We start from the raw sequence: 18,566 nt of genomic DNA, 5'->3' as shown, positions 1-18,566 counted from the left end.
CGCTCAGCCCGCATCGGCACGCGGCTGGCGCAGCACCAGGATCAGCGGGTCATGGTCCGAACTGGCCCAGGGCTCGGCGCTGTACGCGTCCGGTTCGCGGGCGTGGCTGCGGTACTTGAAGGCCTCACTCTCGTCGGCATTGATCGCCCAGATCGCGGCATCGCGGACGTCGCTGGCCAGGGCCGGGCTGGCCAGGGCGTGGTCGAGGCTGCCCACATAGCCGCGGAAGTTGTAGCTGAACTGGCCGCTGCGTCCGGCAAGCTCCAAAGCATCGCGATAGCCGGCGTTGCGCAGCAGGCGCACCGGGTCTTCCTGGCTGTAGGCGTTGAGGTCGCCGACGATCAGCCGGCGTCCGCCGTCGGCACCGGCGCTGGGGTCGGTGTCCAGCCACTCCAGCAGCTCGCGGGCAGCGGCCACGCGCGCGGCATTCCAGCAGGCCTGGCCGTCGCCCTGGTCGCGGTCGCCGCCTTGGGCGTTCTCGCAGCCGCCCTTCGATTTCCAGTGGTTCACCACCACCGAAAACGGAGCGCCGCCGGCCAGCGGCTTGAACGTCTGCAGCAGCGGCACGCGGCTGCCGTGCTCGAAGGCACCGCTGTAGAGCGCAGCAGGCGCGCCGACCGGCTCGACCGCGCGAGCGCGGTAGATCAGTGCCACCCGGATCTGGTCATCGCCGAGGGCTTCTGGCGTGCTCACGAACCGGTAGTCGCCGGCGGCGGGCTCACCCTCGGCCTCGGCGATCGCGGCATTCAGGGCATCCACCAGCTCGGCCAGAGCGCTGCGCGCGCCATACCCGTCGTTCTCGACTTCGACCAGGCCAGCCACGTCGGCGCGCGCGCCCAGCAGCACCTGCACCAGCTTGGCGCGCTGACGCTTCAGATCCTCGGCGCTGGCGGCGCCGCGCGGCGTGGGAAAGCCCGCGCCTCTGCCGTTGCCGTTGAAAAAGTTCTCAAGGTTGAAGCTGGCCACGCGCAGGCCGTCCTGCAGCGCCGGCTGCGGCGGGCGCGGCGCCTGCGACGCGATCACCAGGTCACGGCGCAGCTGCAGCGCCCAGCGATCGCCGCGCTGCTCCAGCAGGCCTTCGGCGCCCTCCAGGGTGCTGCCTGCGCGCAGCGGCGCGGCAGATGTCAGCGGGGTGGGCAGGAACCACAGCCGCTCCGGATACTCGCCGCGGCGGCCGTCGTCGAGGATCAGACTGCGGCGATCCTGTTCCTCACCGAAGCCCCGTGCCTCGGCCCCCGGCGGGAACACATCGGTCACCTGACGCAGGCGCTCGCCGAAGCTGACCGTGAGCTCGCCAAAGCGCAGCAGGCCGTCGTTGCCGCTGACCGTCAGCGGCGCTTCGACGCGCAGCCACATGCCTTCATGGCGCTCGTGATCCTGGGCGCGCGCCGGCGCTTCACGGATGACCACCGCCGCGGCGGCGCCGCGACCCAGCACTTCGACCCGGGCCCCGGTCAAGGTGGTCATGGTCGCGCCCTCAGGGCCCAACTCGCTGACCACCGCATTGACCCGCACCCGATCACCGCGGCGCACCCGCGGCTCGGACTCGCGCGGCCACTGCACGAAGATGCCGTCGGAGGTGGCGGGGTCGCCGTCGTCTTCACCCACGGCATCCTGCAGGAAGAACCCACCCAGGCCGCCGCTGAAATTCCCTGTGACCACGCCCTGGATGCGCAGGCGCTGCCCTTCGAAGGGGCTGCGCTCGCCGCTGCCCTGCAGCTCGCCGATATGGCGCGGAGAGGTGGGTACCTGCGCGCTGTCCGGCGGCGGCGAGCAGGCCGGAAGCAGGGGCAGGGCCAGCAGCAGAACGAGAGGGGACAGGCGGGGCAGGTTCATCGGGGGCGGGTTCCTGCAGAGACGACGACGCCGCCTCGGGGGCGGCGTCGTGGGAGCGAGCGGCAAGGCCGGCGCGGAATTACTTCAGGTTGTCGATCATCCAGCGCACCGAGGCCTCGACCTGGGCGTCGCTGAGCGCGGGGTTGCCGCCGCGCGCCGGCATGATGCCAGCGGAGCCCTGGTAGCCCTCGATGGCGTGCTTGATCAGGATATCGACGCCTTGCGGGAGGCGGTTCGCCCATGCGGCCTGCTCCATCTTCGGAGCGCCGGCAGCGCCCGAGGTGTGGCAGGCCCCGCACAGCTGGTTGTAGATGAACTCACCGTCGAGGCTGCCCTCGTAGGCCACCATCGAAGCGGCCGCCTTGGCGGCGGCCTCGGCCGCGGCGGCCATCGCGGCGGCGCCGGTCTCGCCGGCATACACCGCGCCGATCGGCTGCAGCCGCTCGAGCGTGCGCTGCTCGGCCAGGGTGTTGGGCTCCTTGGGTGCGCTGAGGTACATCGCACGTGCGCCCAGGATCAGCACGACCGTCAGCACCGCGAGGGCGGCGATGATCATGGAGAAGCGCTTCAGGAAGACGAGATCGTGATTGACCACGGGATCACCTGCGGTTGTCTGTAGACGGCGGCGCGGCCGGCGCATGGGACGGCGCGGAAACCGCGGGAGTATAGCGGCGGCCCCGCAGACGCGGAAGCGCAGTCCGGCGCGGGCTGGCGGCGGGTGACGCGGTATCGCCCAGCCGGTAGGCTGCGGGGCCCGCAGGTTCCCTCCCAGCCGATGTCACCCCAGCCGCGCACCCGACCCCCCAGCAGTGAGCCCGAACGCAGCCGTGTGCGTCGGCAGCGTCTGGGCTGGGGGCTGCTGCTGCTGAGCACGGCGCTGGGCCTGTTGACCTTTACCGACCGCTATCTGAGCCGGATCACCGGCGGGCGCTCAGCCGACCTGCTGCGCGTGCTGTTCGAGGAGATGTCCGGGGCCTGGGCCGCCGCCCTGCTGGTGCCGCTGATGGTGATGCTGGCGCGGCGCTTTCCGGTCCATGGGCGTGATTGGCTCAAGCACCTCGGCCTGCATGTGGGTTTTGCGTTCGCGGTGGGTGCCGCGCACACCGCCTTGGCCGCTCTGCTGCGCACCCTGCTGGTCGCCCTGCCCGGCTTTTCGGACCAGAGTTACCTGCCTGATCTGCAGCGCGTGCTGCTGGCTCTGCCGAACCAGCTGATCGTGTACGCGCTGGTGATCGCCATCACCCATCAGATCGACCGCTATCGGGCCGCCCGCAATCGTGAGCTGGAAGCCGAGCGCCTGCGCGCCAGCTTGACCGAGGCTCAGCTCGAAGCCCTGCGTCGGCAGCTGGAGCCGCACTTCTTGTTCACCACGCTCAACGCTGTCAGCGAGCTGATCTACAGCCGTCCCTCTGCCGCGGAGGAGATGATCCGCCGGCTCTCGGCGCTGATGAAGCACGCCTTCGCGCCGGCCCGCGAGCACGAGGCCACGCTGGCCGAAGAGCTGCGCGTGCTCGACCTCTACCTCGACATCATGCGGCTGCGCTTCGCCGAGCGACTGTTCGTGCAGATCGATGTGCCCGAGGCGCTGCGCGCGATGCGGGTCCCGCGTCTGCTGCTGCAGCCGCTGCTGGATGCCGCCCTGCGGCGCAGCGACGAGCCCGAGCAGACCCTGGTCGCGGTCAAGCTGATCGCCCGTGAGGTCGAGGGCAAGCTGCGCCTCACCGTGGTCGACCAGTCGGCCTGCAGCGCCGAGCCCGAGAGCGACATCGGACTCGCCAACGCCGCCGAGCGCATCCGCCGCCTGTACGGCGAAGGCTTCGGGCTGCGTCGTCGCCGCGAGCCCGAGGGCAGCGCCATCGACGTCGACCTGCCCCTGCAGCCAGGCGCTGCCAGCACCACGGGTCGGCAGCGCGCGCTCGGCCTGCTGTGAGCGCTGGCGCGCCTGCGCAGGCATAAGAGTTCTCGCCCTGCGCTTGGCAGTCCTGGCGGGCAGCCGCGATGATGTGTGACCTCGCTCACGCCGTGTACCGCCCATGACCGTCGCCGCCCCCGAACTTCACGTCCTCATCCTCGCCGCGGGCGAGGGCAAGCGCATGCGCTCGAAGCGGCCGAAGGTACTGATGCCGGTCGCCGGCCAGCCGATGCTGGCGCATGTGATCGCCGCCGCGCGCACGCTCGCGCCCGAACGCATCCACATCGTCTACGGCCACGCCGGTGAGCAGGTCCGCGCGGCCTTCAGCGGGCAGGCTGACCTGTCCTGGGTGGAGCAGACCGAGCGCCGCGGCACCGGCCATGCCGTGCAGCAGGCCCTGCCGGTGCTGCCGGCGGAGGGCCGTGTGCTCGTGTTGTATGGCGATGTACCGCTGATCCGCAGCGCGACCCTGCGCGCGCTGCTGGCCGCGCCCACGGCACTGGCGGTGCTCGGCGCCCGGCTCGACGACCCGACCGGTTACGGCCGCTTGATCCTGGATGCCGAGGGTCGCGTCGAGGCCATCGTCGAGCACAAGGACGCCAGCGAAGCCCAGCGCGCGGTGCGCTGGATCAACACCGGCCTGATCGCCTGCGAGATCCCGCGTCTGCGCCGCTGGCTGGCCGAGATCCGCGCCGACAACGCCCAGGGCGAGTACTACCTCACCGACATCTTCGCGCTGGCCGCCCGCGACGGCGACCGCGCCGCCTGCGTCGAAGTGATGGACGCCAGCGAGAGCTTCGGCGCCAACGACCCGCTGCAGCTCAGCGAGCTTGAAGCCCTGTACCGCCAGCGCGAGGCGCGCGCCCTGCTGCAGGCCGGCGTGCGCCTTGCTGATCCCTCACGCATCGACGTGCGCGGCCGCGTGCAGGCCGGCATGGACGTCGAGATCGACATCGACGTCGTGCTCGAAGGCGACATCACACTCGGCGACGATGTGCAGATCGGCCCGTTCTGCCGCATCCGCAATTCGACGCTGGCCGCAGGCACCGTGATCCAGGGCCACTGCGAACTCGATGGCGTCGTCACCGACGGCCCCTGCACGATCGGCCCCTTCGCCCGCCTGCGTCCCGGCACCCGGCTCGCCGCCGGCGTGCACATCGGCAACTTCGTCGAGACCAAAAACGCCACGCTCGGCGAAGGCAGCAAGGCCAACCACCTGAGCTACCTCGGTGATGCCGTGATCGGTGCGAAGGTGAACATCGGCGCCGGCACCATCACCTGCAACTACGACGGTGCGAACAAGCACCGCACCACCATCGAGGACGGCGCCTTCATCGGCAGCAATTCCGCGCTGGTCGCCCCGGTCACCGTCGGCGCCGGCGCCACCCTCGGCGCCGGCAGCACGCTCACCCGCAACGCCCCCGCCGGCCAGCTCACCGTGGCGCGGGCGCGGCAGCAGTCGTTTGCGGAGTGGAAGAGGCCTTCCAAGAGCCGGGATTAGGAGGAGAGCCGGGATTGGGGATTGGGGATTGGGGATTGGTAGAGCGCGCTTGTGCCGGCCTTCAGTGCTGCGCTCTGAGCGGGTACCGAGGACGTCAGCACCGGGCGCTTCGCTGCCTGAGAGCCGGGATTGGAGATTCGGGAGTCGGGATTCGTAGAGCGCGCTCGCGGTGATCTTCCGGGCTGCGCTCTGGCCCGAGACCAAGGACGTCAGCCTTGGGCTCTCCGCTGTGGAGGCCGGGTCTTGCGCACGGACAGCGAGCGCAGGCTCCGCGCTTAGCCCCTCTCCCCTCGTGGGAGAGGGTTTGGGGAGAGGGGGGCCACCCGTCGCAGCCTTCACCCCTCTCCCCCCGCCCCTCTCCCTCAAGGGGAGAGGGCAGACCGCATCGGGTCGCGCCCGTGTCGGGAAGTCGCGGCGCGCGCGCTCCGAATCCCCAATCCCGAATCCCTAATCCCCGCTCTTCGCAAACCGCTGCCCGAAGAAATTGCCCTCGTTCCAGCGCGGGCGCTGGGCCTCGTCGGCGACGCGCTGGGCGACCACCTGGTTCAAGCGCGCGAGACGCGCGGCGCTGGGATAGTGGATGGGCTGCTTGGCATCGTCGTTGGGCTGGTGATAACGCTCGCGCAGGAAGGTGTCGAGCTGGGCCAGGCCGTCCACCGCCGGGTCGCGGGCGACCACGCCGCCGTCCATGTAGACCGCGGGAATGCCCTGGCGGATGAAGGCGTACTGGTCGCTGCGCACGAATACCACCTCTTCGGGCTTCGGGTCCGCTGACAGCTCGATGCCGAGCTCGCCTGCGGCCTGCTTCACGATCGGCGCGAGAGAGCTGTTCTCCACGCCGATCGGAATCACGTCGCGCAGGTCGGTGAGCATCACCGGCATGTCCATGTTGACGTTGGCAATCAGGCCCTCCTTTGCCACCGTCGGCCAGCGCGCGAAGTATTCGGCGCCCAGCAGGCCCTTCTCCTCGGCGGTCAGCGCGATGAACAGCTGCGAGCGCTTCGGGCGTGGCGCTGCCATGGCTTGGCGCGCGGCTTCCATCAGGATGGCGCTGCCCAAGGCGTTGTCGAAGGCGCCGTTGTAGATGTTGTCGCCTTCGACCGGCGCGCCGATGCCGACATGGTCGAGGTGCGCGGTCAGCACCACGTGTTCGAGGGCCAGCTGCGGGTCGCTGCCCGGCAGGCGGCCGACCACGTTGACGCTGTCGACCGCCTGCTGGCGCGTCTGCCCGGCCATGCGCACGCGCCAGGGCAGCTCGAAGCCGACCAGCTCACCGCGCTCCAGCCGGTCGAAAACCTCCTCGGCCGCCATCGGTGCGCCGGCGAACAGTCGCTCGGCCACATGCGCGCCCATGGCCGCGGTCGCGGTCAACTCGGGGAAGCTGTCGACGGCCTTGCCGTCCGGTCCGCGCAGGCGCATGGCGGGCACCAGCCAGTTGCGCGCGCCGCGCGCCCAGGGCGATTTGGCCTCGCGCTCGGGGTCGCCGAGGGTGATGACCCCGACCGCGCCGCGCTCGACAAAGCCCGCGTTCTTGACCAGGCCCGAGCTGTAGTAGGCACGCTCGTCGTTGGGGAAGCGCTCGGGCGCACCGCCCAGCACCACCACGACCTTGCCGCGCACGTCGAGCCCACGGAAATCGTCGTGCTCGAACTCCGGCGCGGCCACGCCCTGGCCGACGAAGACCAGCGGCGCTTCCAGCGCATGGGTGTTGGCGTTGAAGTTCACGCCGGGCAGGAAATCGGCCTGGAACTCGAAGCGCTCGCTGCGGCCGGCGTTGTCGCCGACGCCCTCCAGCACCAGCTCGGCCGCGCCCGGCACGCGCTGCGCCTCGATCAGCGGCACGCGCTGGAAATAGCTGCCCTCATCGCCGCCCGGCTCAAGCCCGAGGCGGCGGTACTCGGCGGCGACGTAGTGCGCGGCGATGTCATAGCCGCGAGTGCCGGCGGCACGGCCTTCCAGCAGATCGTCGGCCAGGAAGCGCAGGTCGGCCTCGATCCGCCGCGCGGCGCCAGCGTCGTCGCCGGACGGCGTGACGTCGCCCTGCGGTGCGAGGCTGCAGGCGCTCAGCGCCAGGGCGAGCGCTGCGGCGAGGGCGAGCGGGCGAGAGTTCGGCGACATGCGCATCTCCAAGGATGACGAACAGGGCAAGCCGCTACTTTGGCCGCTGCAGCGAGACCAGTAAGGGCCGAAGGTCACTGCGGGCGGCAACGCCGCTGGCGGCGTGCGGACCTGCTGCGGCTTCTGTGCTAGAAGCTCTGCCATGAGCCAGCCTCCTCGCGCCGACAGCCTTGCCAGCGGTCGCCGCTTGCACCGCAGCCCAGCGCTGCGCGTGCGGCGTCGGTGTGTTGTGCTCGCTTGGCTCGCTGCACTGGCGCTGCCGGCGCAGGCGGCTGTGGTGGAGCGATCGGCCTGGCGTGCTGCCGAGCTGCTGCTTGGACTGGCGCTACTGGGGCTGGCCGGGCTGCTGCTGCATCAGCGTCGCCGCAGCCGTCGCGCGCTCGAACGCGCGCTCGAAGAGGGGCGCCTTGCGCAGCAGAGCCTGCGCGAGCTCCTCGACAATGCGCCGGCGGCGATCTGGCGGACCGACGCCCACGGCCGACTGGTCTTCGCCAATCGGCGCCTGTGCGAGGGGCTCGACAAAGGCGAGGACGCGCTGAAGGCGCTGCCGCGTTTCTATGACGCGTTCGAGCCGGCGGTAGGTGCGCGCATGGCCGGTCGCGACGCCCAGGCCCTGGCGCGCGGCGAGCCGGTGTTCGGCCAGGAGACACGCGAGGATGCGCACGGCCGGCTTCGCCACTTCGATCTGGTCAAAGTGCGCGTGCTCGACACCGCCGGCCGCGCCGAGGGCGTGGTGTCTATCGCCACCGACGTCACCGAGCAGCGCGAAGCCGAGGCGCGCCTGCAGCAGCGCTACGCACTGGAGCGCGAGCTGCTGCAGATTCTGCGTGGCCTGGTCTCGGTCGACCACGCCGAGGTGGACGCCGCGCTCAATCGGGCGCTGGCCCTGATCGGCGGGTCGGTCGACGCTCAGCGCAGCTACGTGTTTCTCATGCACGAAGGCGGGCGGCGCGCCGACAACACCAGCGAATGGTGTGCCGCCGGCGTCGAGCCGCAGCGCGCCGATCTGCAGGGCTGCGAGGTCGACGCGACCTGGCCTTGGGCGATCTCCGAGCTGCGTCGCGGGCGCTGCGTCGAGGTGGCGGATCGCGCCCACCTGCCGCCCGAGGCGGCCGTCGAGGCCGCGCGCATGGCCTCGCAGGGCCTGGCCGCATGCCTGCTGCTGCCGATGCTGGCGGGCGGTGAGCTGGTGGCCTTTGTCGGCTTGGAATCCACCCGCGGACGCTCGCGTTGGAGCGAGGCCGAGATCGGGCTGCTGCAGGTGGTCGGCGAGCTGCTTACCCAGGCGCTGCTGCGCACCCGCGCCGAGCGCCAGCGTCAGGCTGCACTCGATGAGCTGCACGCGCTTTTCAACGCCGTTCCCGATCTGATCTTCGTGCTCGATCACGACGGCCGTTTCCTCGACTTCAAAGGCGGCGACATCGGCCTGCTGATGCTGCCACCCAGCGAGTTTCTGGGGCGCAGGCTCGAAGAGGTGTTGCCCCCCGAGCTGGCCGCGCAGACCCGTCAATCCTTGACCGAAGTGCTCGCCACGGGCGGCTCCGCGCGCTTCGACTACCGCATCCCGATCCGCGGTCAGCTGTGCGACTTCGAGCTGCGCCTGGTCAGCCTGGCCGACGGCCGTGCGCTGTCGATCTCACGCGACATCAGCGTGCGCAAACGCTTCGAGCGCGCACTCGCCGACAGCGAACAGCGCTTCCGCGAGCTGCTGGAAGCGCTGCCCAGCATCGCCGTGCAGGGCTACGACGCCGAGCTCAAGGTCACCTTCTGGAACGCGGGCAGCGAGCAGCTCTACGGCTATCCGCGCGCACATGCGCTCGGCCGCAGGCTGACCGAGCTGATCATTCCGCCGCCTTTCCGCGGGCTCGTCGAGCAGCGCGCCGCGGCATGGTTCGCGGGCGCCGAGGTCGCGCCGCCCGAGGAGTTGCGCCTGCTGCGTGCCGATGGCGAAGAAGTCGTGGTGCTGTCGAGCCACGCCATGCAGCTCAAGGCGGACGGCAGCCGCGAGCTGTTCTGTCTCGATATCGATCTCGGCCCGCTGCGCCGCGCCGAAGAGCAGCTGCGCCTGGCCGCCAGCGTGTTCACCCACACCCAGGAAGGCGTGCTGATCACCGATCCCGAAGGTCGGATCCTTGAAGTCAACCAGGCCTTCGTCGAGATCACGGGCTACGCGCGCGAGGCGGTGATCGGACACACGCCCGCTCTGCTCAAGTCAGGCCGCCACGATCAGACGCTGTTTGCCGAGATGTGGCGCAGCCTGGTTGAACAGGGCCACTGGGCGGGCGAGGTGTGGAACCGCCGGCGCAACGGCGAGGCCTACGCGGAATACCTCAAGATCAACGCGGTGCGCGATGACAGCGGCAAGGTGCTGAACTACGTCGGCCTGTTCGCCGATATCACCGCGCAGAAGTCCTACCAGCAGCACCTGGAGCGGATCGCCCACTTCGATTCGCTCACCGGACTGCCCAATCGGGTGCTGCTGGCCGACCGTCTGCGCGAGGCGATGGCGGAGGCGCGCAGAGAGCGGCAGCAGGTTGCAGTGGCCTACATCGATCTCGATGGCTTCAAGGCGATCAACGACCACCACGGCCACGACATCGGCGACCGCTTCCTGTGTGCGGTGGGCGAGCGCATGCGTGCGCAGCTGCGCGAAGGGGACACGGTGTCGCGTATCGGCGGCGACGAGTTCGTAGTGTTGCTGGTCAATCTGCCCGATGGCGGACCGCTGGAGGCGCTGCTGCAGCGGCTGCAGCGCGCCCTGTCCGAACCGCTGCAGCTGGAGTCGCTGCAGCTGCCGGTGGCTGCCAGCATTGGCGTCAGCCTGTATCCGCAGGACGAGGAGCTCGAAGCCGAGCAGCTGCTGCGCCAGGCCGACCAGGCCATGTACCAGGCCAAGCACGGCGGCAAGGGCCATGTGCGCTATTTCGATGCGGCGCTGGATGCGAGCAACCGCAGCCGCCAGCAGCGGCTGCAGCGCCTGCGCGAGGCGCTGGCGGCGGAAGAACTCGTGCTGTTCTACCAGCCGCGCGTGGATCTGCGTTCGGGTCAGGTGCTCGGCATGGAAGCACTGATGCGCTGGCAGCACCCCGAGCGCGGCCTGCTGCCGCCGGACGATTTCCTGCCGGTGACCGAGGGCGAGGAGCTCGGCATCGCGCTGGGCGAGTGGGTCTTGCGCCGCGCGCTGCGTGATCTGTTGGCCTGGCAGGCGCAGGGCCTGGCGCTGGGCGTGAGCGTGAACATCGCGCCGCGCCACCTGCTGAGCGCCGGCTTCGTCGAGCGTCTGCAGGCGCTGCTTGCCGGCTTCACCCAGCTGGAGCAGGGCAGCCTCACGCTGGAGGTGCTCGAAAGCAGTCTGCTCGACGATCTCGATCGTGCCACCGCGGTGATCGCGCGCTGCCGTGAGCTGGGTGTGGGCTGCGCGCTCGACGACTTCGGCACCGGCTATTCGTCGCTGTCCTACCTGAAGAATCTGCCCTTCAGCGAGCTCAAGATCGACCGCAGCTTCGTCCGCGACATGCTGGCCGACCCGGAGGATCTGGCGATCATCCAGGGCATCGTCGCGCTGGCGCGGGCGTTCCAGCTTCGGCTGGTGGCCGAGGGCGTGGAGAGCAGCGAGCATGCGCGCGCCCTGCTGCGCATCGGCTGTACCCAGGCCCAGGGCTACGGCATCGCCCGGCCGATGCCTGCCGCCGAGGTCGCGCCGTGGCTGAGCGACTGGCGTCCCGACCCGGACTGGTCACGCATCCGCGAGCTGCCCGCCGGCGGACAGGGGGCGATGTTCGTGCAGGCGGGGCATCGAGGTTGGCTGCAGCAGCTGGATGACTGGCTGGGCGGCGCCGACACGGCCACACCGCCGCCGGCGCGACCGGCACGAGGGCTCGGCCGCTGGCTGGCCGATTTGCCGCCGGTGCTGCGCGAGGGGCAGATCGCGAGGCAGGTCTGGCTGGACTACCAGACCCTGCACCAGCGCTTCGACAACGCGGTCGCGGCCTACGCCAGCGACGGCATCAGCGCCGCTCGCCCGCAGCGCGAGGCGCTGCTCGACAGCGGCCGACGCTTCATCAAGGGCCTGGAGGCGCTGGTGGATGCGCTGGCCCAGAGTGCGGGCGGCAGCACCTGAGACGGCCTACTCCCAGGGCTCGACCTTCTCGACGTCGATCACGTAGTGCGACTGCGCCACGCTGTTGCGCGTGGGCTTGATCTCGATCTTGCCGTACACCCAGTAGGCCGCCCAGATCTCGGTCATCTCGATCGGCTCCTCTGGGGCGGCGAACACGATCTGGTTCGGCGGCGGCGGCGGCACGTGGATGCAGGCGCCGAAGTAGGGCACCACGAAGAACTCGCTGATCTTGTTGTCTTCGGTAATCGTCACCGGAACGATGTAGCCGGGCAGGCGGCCCTCGGCGCCGTTCAGCGTCAGCACCGGCGTCGACTCGCTGTAATCCGGCGCCACCGGTTCGCCCTCATGGTCGACCACAGCCTGGTCCTGCAGCAGCTTGAGCTCCTCCTCGGGGATCAGCTCCAGCCAGTCGAACGTCCGCACCTCGGCAAGCGCGGGCAGGGCAAACAGGGCGAATGCAAGGCTGAGCAGCAGACGTTTCATCGTGGGGTTCCGGGGAGTGGGTGGGGCCGAAGCGGCCTACTGGCGCACCATCATGCCGTCGGCCAGCGAGCGCCGATAGGCCAGAAAGGCAGGGATCAGGCCCACCGCCACGCCGGCGCCCAGCACCAGGCCGAGCAGCTTGAGCTCGGCCAGGCTGGGCCAGCCCAGCTCGATGGCGATGCCCGAAGCGCGTTCGAGGGTGGGCGCCATCAGCGCCAGGCCGCCGTGCAGCAGGGCGAGGCCGAGCAGCAGCCCGACCGCGGTCAACAGCAGAGCCTCCAGCAGCAGCAGGGCCGAAACCGTGCCAGGGCCCGCACCCAGCGCACGCAGGATCGCCATCTCGCGGCGGCGTTCGCTCAAGGTGCCGAGCAGGGCCGCCAGCATGCCCAGCAGGCCGGCGGCGACCACGCAGGCGGCGGTGAGCATCAGCGCTTTCTCGACCACGCCAAGCATGCCCCACAGCTGCTGCAGGGCGACGCCCGGCAGCACCGCAGTCAAGGGCTCGGCGCGGAACTCGTTGACCGCGCGCTGCACGGCGAAGGTCGCCATGCGCGATTCCAGACCGACGAAGAACGCGGTGATCGAGCGCGGCTGCAGGCGCTCGGGCGGGATCTCATCCGGTGCCCGGCCGATCCGCGTGCCGGCGCGCCAGTTGATGTGGATGGCCTCGATCGCCTCCAGGCTGACGTGCACGCTGTGGTCGATCGGCGTCCCGGTGCGGGCGAGCACACCGACCACGGTGAAGGGGCGGTCGTCGTGCTGGTTGGGGTTGAGGGTGCCGGTGCCGTGCGCAAGCACGATCGAGTCGCCCAGGGTGTAGCCCAAGCGCTCGGCCACTTCGGCGCCGAGCACCGCCTCGAACAGGCCGTCGAAGGCTTGGCCCTCTGCGAATCGCAACTCGCGGTTGCCGCCGGTGCGCACGTGCTCGAAAAAGCCGGCGGAGGTGCCGACCACGCGATAGCCCTTGTGCGAATCGCCAAGGCTGATCGGCACCGTCCAGGCCACGTCTTCGCGTTCGGCGATTTCGCGGTAGCTGGCCCAGCTGACGTTGTTGGTGGCGTCGCCCAGGTGGAACACCGAGTACAGCAGCAGCTGCACCGGATGCGCGCGCGCGCCGACGATCAGATCGGTGCCGGCAACGGTGCGCAGAAAGCTGTTGCGCGCCTCGTTGCGCAGGCGCTCCACGCCCAGCAGCAGCAGCACGCTGAGCGCAATCGTCGCCACCGTCACCAGCGCCGTGAAGCGGCGGTTGGCGAGGCTGGCCCAGGCCAGCCGAAGCAGTGCGCTCATGCGGCGGCCTCCGTACGTGCGCCCTCGGCCTGCAGTTCGGGCAGGGACAGGCTGCGGTCGAACAGCGGCATCAGTCCGCGATCGTGGCTGACGAACAGCAGGGCGCTACCGGCCTGCGCGCACTCGCGCAGCAGCAGGGCGATGAACTCCTCGCGCAGCTCCGAATCGAGCGCCGAGGTGGGTTCGTCGGCCAGGATCAATTCCGGTGCGCCCAGCAGGGCGCGCGCGGCGGCCACGCGCTGCTGCTGGCCGACGCTGAGCTGGGCGGCGGGGCGCTGCACCAGCGCATCGCGCAGGCCAAGCTCGGCCAGCAGGCGGGTGGCCTGGGCACGGGCACTGCCGTCACGCGCTGCGGCACGTTCGCCGCGGCGCTTCGAGAAGCGCGCCGCCAGCAGCACGTTGTCCAGCGCCGACAGAAACGGCAGCAGGTTGAACTGCTGGAAGATCACGCCGATGTGGTCGGCGCGCAGGCGATCGCGACGGCGCTGCGACAGCCGCTCGGCCGCGTGCCCTGCGATCTTCAAACTCCCGGCCTGCGGCGCGAGTGTGCCGGCGATCAGGCCAAGCAGGGTGCTCTTGCCGCTGCCGCTGGGGCCGGCCAGGAACAGGCGCTCGCCGGCCGCGAGGCGGAAGTGGCGGATCGCCACCGTCGGCACTGCACTGCCCGGCCAGGCGAAGCGCAAGGCATCGAGTTCGAGCGCCGGCACCGGCGCATTTGCGGAAGTCATGGCTGCAGTCGGATCACGCTCTGGCCCGGCGCCAGTCGACCGCCGTCCTGGGCCGAGTCGGTCACCAGCTGGTAGTCGATGCGCTCAAGTTTGGGGAAGTGCTGGAACAGCCGCACCTCGATCGCGCCCAGCGCATCCGGTTGGCTGCATTCGAAGCGATGGTAACTGCGCCAGTTGCTGTGGCTGCCGTGTCCATGGTCATGGCCCTCGTGCTCATGCTCATGGTCGTGCTCGTGCTCGTGCTCGTGGTCATGGTCATGGTCATGGTCATGGTCATGGTCATGGTCATGCGCGTCGGTGTGTTCTGGCAGCGCGGCTTCGATGCGCGCGGTCTGCGCGGTGCAGCCTGCCGCGGCGTCCCAGCCGTACAGCGCGCTGGCGTTGTTCAGCAGCAGCCGCGCCTGCTCGACGCGGGTCACTTCTTCGGCGCCCTCAGGGGCGCGCTCGAAGCCCACGAAGTTGTAGGCCGCGCCTTCGATCTGCAGCTCAAGGGTGTTGCCGGCCAGAGCAATGTCCAGGCGCGCTGCGCCATGTTCGTGCGCGCCCTGCTCACGGTTTTCGCTGGACGCTGCCGCGGCGTCGCTGGCTCCGTGGTTGTGCGCCAGGCTGACACCGGGAGGCAGCAGCGCAACCAACAGCAGCGTGGAAAGAGGTCGAAGCATGGAGGTCTCCCGTCGATGAGATGTTCGCTGTGACGACATGCCAGTGTGGCCGTCGATGCGGAGTATCACGCCACCTGTGAGCGTGATTGAGTTATGTTATAGCTATAACGCTCTCGCGGCGCTCCCATGTCCTCACTCCTCGCTCCCCGCTTCCATCGCCGTTGGATCGATCGCCTGGGCCTCGGTCTGGCCATGCTGTGCGCCCTGCACTGTCTCGCCACCGCCGCCGTACTGATCGGATTTCCCGCACTGTGGCTCAAGCTGCGCTACCAGGTGCCGCACTACCTGTGGCTGTTTGAAGCCGAACGCTGGATCGCCGGCTTCAGCCTGGGCATCGCGGCCCTGGCCTTGCTGCTGGCTTTCCGCAGGCTGGAGGCGCCGGCCGCGCGCAGTCTGCTGCTGGTCGGTGCAGGCGGCGTGAGCGCCGGCCTGTGGTGGTCGCCGCTGGCGCACAGCCTGTGGAGCGTAGCGGCGGTCAGCGGCGGCGCCCTGTTGATTGCGCTCGGTCACTACCTGCAGCTGCGCGGCTGGCGACGCTGCGGCTGACGGCCACAATCGCTGTCCGAACGCTCACACAAGCTCCGTATCCTCGGCCACTCCCACCCATCGCCGAGGCTTCGCCATGCTGCGTACCGCCCTGCTTGCTGCCGCTCTGAGCCTCCCCATTGCCGCCGCAGCCGAAGAGCGTGTGGTGCTGGTGCTCGATGCCTCCGGCTCGATGTGGGGCCAGATCGACGGCCGCAGCAAAATCGAGATCGCCCGCGAGACCGTGGCGGGCCTGGTAGGCGAATGGCAGCCGGAGAACCCCCTGGGCCTGGTCGCCTACGGCCACCGTCGCAAAGGCGACTGCGCCGATATCGAGACCTTGATCGAGTCCGGGCCGCTCGATGCCGCCGCCTTTCTTGGGCAGGTGAATGCGCTGAACCCGAGGGGCATGACGCCGCTGTCCGCGGCCGTCATCCAGGCCGCCGAGTCGCTGCGCCACGTCGAGCAGAAGGCCACCGTGATCCTGGTCTCCGACGGCGAGGAAACCTGCAATCTCGACCCCTGCCAGGTCGGTCGTGAGCTGGAGGCCGCCGGAGTCGACTTCACCGCGCATGTGATCGGCTTCGACGTCGCCAACCCGCAGCACCGGGCTCAACTGCGCTGCCTCGCCGAAAACACCGGCGGTCGCTACTTCAACGCCCGCAACGCTGCCGAACTGTCCGGTGCACTGGGCGCCGTAGTGGCGGTCAGCACCGAGCCCGCGCCGCCGCCGGCCACCGCCACCCTGGACGCCGCCGACAGCGCATCCGCTGTATCCAGCGTTGCGGTGCGCTTCACCGGCCCGGCCGACCGCGGCGACTTCATCGGCCTGTACCGCGCGGCCGCCACGGGGGGCGAACTCGAACTCACCTACGCCTGGGTGGACAGCGCAGAGAACGGACAGGTCAGCGTGCCCACGCCAGCCGCGGCCGGTGCCTACGAGCTGCGCTACGTGAGCCCGCTGCGCAAGGATGCGGTGCTTGCCCAGCGCCCGCTGAACCTCACCGATGTCGAGGGCGCCATCGACGGCCCGGCCGAAGCCAGCGCCGGCACGCGCATCCGCGTCAGCGCCCGCGGCCCCGTGGATGCCCGTCACTGGATCGGCTTCGCGCCGGCCGGCAGCGGGCCGGGCAGCTTCCTCGACTACCAGCGCCCGACCGGCGCGCAGAGCGAGGTCGAGCTGCAGGTGCCGGCCGAACCCGGCGACTACGAACTGCGCTATGTGCTGAACGAATCCGAGCGCGTGCTGGCCAGTCGCCCGATCAAGGTGCTCGCGGCCAGCGTCTACGTGCGCGGTCCGGCGGAGACGAGTGCCGGCAGCGTCATCGAGGTCGAGGCCGACGGCCCGGTCGACGAGGCGCACTGGATCGGCTTCGCGCCGGCGGGCAGCGAGGCCGGCAGCTACCGCGACTACACCCGTCCGGTGGCGGGCCAGACCCGCTACAGCCTCCGCGCCCCCGGTGAGCCCGGCGACTACGAGCTGCGCTATGTGCTGAACGGTTCCGAAGCCGTGGCCGCCCGTCAGCCGATCCGCGTGCTGGCCGCGCAGGTGCGTCTTGAAGCGCCCGCGGAATCGCTGGTCGGCATGCTGGTGCCGGTCACCGTCGAGGGCCCTGCGGGGGGCGGCGCCTGGGTCGGCTTCGCTCCCGTGGGGGCAGACGATAGCGCCTGGGACGGCGAGTACTCGGGGTTCGAAACCAGCCCCATGGCCGTGCAGCTGACCGCACCCGAAGCGCCCGGCAGCTACGAACTCAAGCTTGTCAGCGGCGACGGCAAGGTGCTGGCGCGACGGCCGATCACACTGCGGTGAAAGTCCGCTTGCACAGACGACGATGGCGGGCCTGTGAAGCGAACGCTTAGACGCGCAAAACTCGGGGGCAGAACGCTGGGCGGTGCGCGGCCTGGGTCTGCGCGCGCCAAGGCAGGGCGCTTGCGCGCGCGCGCGCGGGCACAGGGATGCGGTCGGCCGCCCGCCCGCAGGACGCCTGTACCGGTGATTCGCAGATGAGCACGCTGCGCCGCGCCCTCGCCGAGATCGCTCCGCTCGCCGCGCTTGCCGCGCCGCTGGTGGCCGGCCTCGTCGCCTCGACCGGGGTGACCCTGGTCGACACCGCGATGCTGGGGCCGCTGGGTGCCACGCCGCTGGCGGCGGTGTCGCTGACCACCTCGGTGGCGATCATCTTCTACGCGGCCCTGTATGGATTCGCCGGCCCGGTCGGCCTGTTCGCGGGACGCTGCTTCGGCAGCGGCGAGCTCGGCGGCATCGGCCACATCGCCCGGCACGGCGCGCTGCTGGCCAGCGTCGGCGGACTGGCCGGTGCGCTGTTGATGGCCGCGGGCCTGCTGGTGCTGCCCTACGCCGGGCAGCCCGCCGAGGTGGTGAGCGTGATCGGTCCCTACTGGCTGTGCCTCAGCGCATCCATGCTCGCCTTCACCCACGCGATGGTGGTCAAGAACCTGCTCGATGCGGCGGGCCGGCCCTGGCTCAGCGTGGCTGTAATCGTTCTGCCGGCCTTGCTCAACGTGTTCTTCAACTGGCTGTTGATCTACGGTCACTGGGGCTTTCCGCGACTCGGGCTGACGGGGGCGGGCATCGCCAGCCTCGCGGCGCAGGCGATCGGTGCGGCGGCGGGTTGGCTCGTGGTGCGCCGACTGCCCTCGCTGCGCGCCTGGTGGGGGCCGCGGCGTTTGGAGCGCGCCGAGCTTTCGCGGCAGTGGAACGAAGGCCGTCCGATGACGGTGCAGCTGTTCCTCGAAGGCGCCGCGGTGGCCGTGGCCGGCGTGCTGATCGGGCTGTTCGGCGCCGTCGCGCTGGCCGGCAATCAGGTCGCGCTGTCCGTTGGCAGCACGCTTTACATGCTGCCGCTGGGCGTCGCCGGCGCGGTCACGATCCGCATCGCGCAGGTGATCGGCGCCGGCGAATGGCCGCGCGTGGCCGCGATCGGGCAGGCCGGGCTGCTGGTCGTGACCGCCTGGATGGGCGGCTTCGCTCTGCTGTTCCTGTTCGCGGGTGCGTGGATCGGTGCGCTCTTCGTCGACGACCCTGCGGTCATCGCTGCGGCGGCGGCGATCTTCTTCGTGTTCGGCTTCACCCAGCTGATGGACGGCGTGCAGTCGGTCAGCCTCGGCGCGCTGCGCGGCATGCTCGACAACGATTTCCCAACCCGCGTCTCGCTGATCGCCTACTGGCTGATCGCGCTGCCGCTGTCGGCCCTGCTGGGCTTCGCGTTCGAGCTGGGCGCGCCCGGCGTCTGGGCGGGCTTCGGCGTTGGGCTCGCGGGCGCGGCCGGCTTGCTCGCCTGGCGCTTCGTGAAGCTCGCCGCCAGCGAATCGCCGCCCGCGTCGCACGACGCCGACGCCTGAGGCCGTGCCCGGCGCGGCGGCGAAGCGC

Annotated in this window: 13 protein-coding genes; 6 read left to right on the top strand and 7 right to left on the bottom strand. The window is 70.4% G+C overall.

Going from position 1 to position 18,566, the window contains the following annotated elements; translation table 11 throughout:
• Window positions 1-3 precede the first annotated feature (3 nt).
• Both H4O13_14620 and H4O13_14615 read right to left on the bottom strand, forming a co-directional pair.
• The gene (locus tag H4O13_14620) at window positions 4-1,836 is read right to left on the bottom strand and encodes an ExeM/NucH family extracellular endonuclease (protein MBE5316624.1); all 1,833 of its coding nucleotides are present in this window, start codon (window positions 1,834-1,836) and stop codon (window positions 4-6) included.
• 79 nt (window positions 1,837-1,915) lie between these two features.
• Window positions 1,916-2,431 (bottom strand): cytochrome c5 family protein, encoded by a 516-nt coding sequence (locus tag H4O13_14615; GenBank protein ID MBE5316623.1) that lies wholly within the window; start codon window positions 2,429-2,431, stop codon window positions 1,916-1,918.
• A gap of 180 nt (window positions 2,432-2,611) precedes the next feature.
• Between H4O13_14615 and H4O13_14610 the strand changes: the two genes are divergently transcribed.
• Together H4O13_14610 and glmU are read left to right on the top strand one after the other, a co-directional pair.
• On the top strand, window positions 2,612-3,766 hold the full coding sequence (locus H4O13_14610) for a histidine kinase (GenBank protein ID MBE5316622.1): 1,155 nt from the start codon (window positions 2,612-2,614) through the stop codon (window positions 3,764-3,766).
• A gap of 103 nt (window positions 3,767-3,869) precedes the next feature.
• The gene (glmU, locus tag H4O13_14605; GenBank protein MBE5316621.1) at window positions 3,870-5,249 is read left to right on the top strand and encodes a bifunctional UDP-N-acetylglucosamine diphosphorylase/glucosamine-1-phosphate N-acetyltransferase GlmU; all 1,380 of its coding nucleotides are present in this window, start codon (window positions 3,870-3,872) and stop codon (window positions 5,247-5,249) included.
• 447 nt (window positions 5,250-5,696) lie between these two features.
• On the opposite strand, the gene H4O13_14600 is transcribed toward glmU, so the two are convergent.
• Window positions 5,697-7,367 (bottom strand): M28 family peptidase, encoded by a 1,671-nt coding sequence (locus H4O13_14600; GenBank protein ID MBE5316620.1) that lies wholly within the window; start codon window positions 7,365-7,367, stop codon window positions 5,697-5,699.
• A gap of 142 nt (window positions 7,368-7,509) precedes the next feature.
• On the opposite strand from H4O13_14600, the gene H4O13_14595 reads away from it, so the two are divergent.
• The gene (locus tag H4O13_14595) at window positions 7,510-11,487 is read left to right on the top strand and encodes an EAL domain-containing protein (protein ID MBE5316619.1); all 3,978 of its coding nucleotides are present in this window, start codon (window positions 7,510-7,512) and stop codon (window positions 11,485-11,487) included.
• A gap of 6 nt (window positions 11,488-11,493) precedes the next feature.
• On the opposite strand, the gene H4O13_14590 is transcribed toward H4O13_14595, so the two are convergent.
• From H4O13_14590 to H4O13_14575, 4 genes are read right to left on the bottom strand one after another with little or no spacing between them, the layout of a single operon-like run.
• Complete coding sequence (locus tag H4O13_14590; protein MBE5316618.1) at window positions 11,494-11,970, bottom strand: DUF3299 domain-containing protein; 477 nt, start codon at window positions 11,968-11,970, stop codon at window positions 11,494-11,496.
• A gap of 36 nt (window positions 11,971-12,006) precedes the next feature.
• A complete protein-coding gene (locus tag H4O13_14585) occupies window positions 12,007-13,260 on the bottom strand; it encodes an ABC transporter permease (protein MBE5316617.1) in 1,254 nt (417 codons plus the stop codon).
• The gene (locus H4O13_14580; GenBank protein MBE5316616.1) at window positions 13,257-13,988 is read right to left on the bottom strand and encodes an ABC transporter ATP-binding protein; all 732 of its coding nucleotides are present in this window, start codon (window positions 13,986-13,988) and stop codon (window positions 13,257-13,259) included. The genes H4O13_14585 and H4O13_14580 overlap by 4 nt, the downstream gene beginning before the upstream one ends.
• Complete coding sequence (locus H4O13_14575; GenBank protein MBE5316615.1) at window positions 13,985-14,650, bottom strand: DUF2796 domain-containing protein; 666 nt, start codon at window positions 14,648-14,650, stop codon at window positions 13,985-13,987. The genes H4O13_14580 and H4O13_14575 overlap by 4 nt, the downstream gene beginning before the upstream one ends.
• A gap of 126 nt (window positions 14,651-14,776) precedes the next feature.
• On the opposite strand from H4O13_14575, the gene H4O13_14570 reads away from it, so the two are divergent.
• The 3 genes from H4O13_14570 (at window position 14,777) to H4O13_14560 (ending at window position 18,538) form a co-directional block, all read left to right on the top strand.
• Complete coding sequence (locus H4O13_14570; protein ID MBE5316614.1) at window positions 14,777-15,196, top strand: MerC family mercury resistance protein; 420 nt, start codon at window positions 14,777-14,779, stop codon at window positions 15,194-15,196.
• Window positions 15,197-15,272: 76 nt separating this feature from the next.
• Window positions 15,273-16,985: a VWA domain-containing protein gene (locus tag H4O13_14565; GenBank protein MBE5316613.1), complete on the top strand. Its 1,713-nt coding sequence runs from the start codon at window positions 15,273-15,275 to the stop codon at window positions 16,983-16,985.
• Window positions 16,986-17,179: 194 nt separating this feature from the next.
• Window positions 17,180-18,538 carry an MATE family efflux transporter gene (locus H4O13_14560; GenBank protein ID MBE5316612.1) on the top strand — a complete coding sequence of 453 codons (1,359 nt, stop codon included), beginning with the start codon at window positions 17,180-17,182 and terminating at the stop codon, window positions 18,536-18,538.
• The last annotated feature ends 28 nt before the right edge of the window (window positions 18,539-18,566 follow it).

This window comes from Lysobacterales bacterium (assembly GCA_014946745.1).
In the GTDB taxonomy this organism is placed as follows: Bacteria; Pseudomonadota; Gammaproteobacteria; order Xanthomonadales; family Xanthomonadaceae; genus Aquimonas.
The sequence above is the reverse complement of the archived record's forward strand: the minus strand, read 5'-3'. Positions and strand labels throughout refer to the sequence as shown.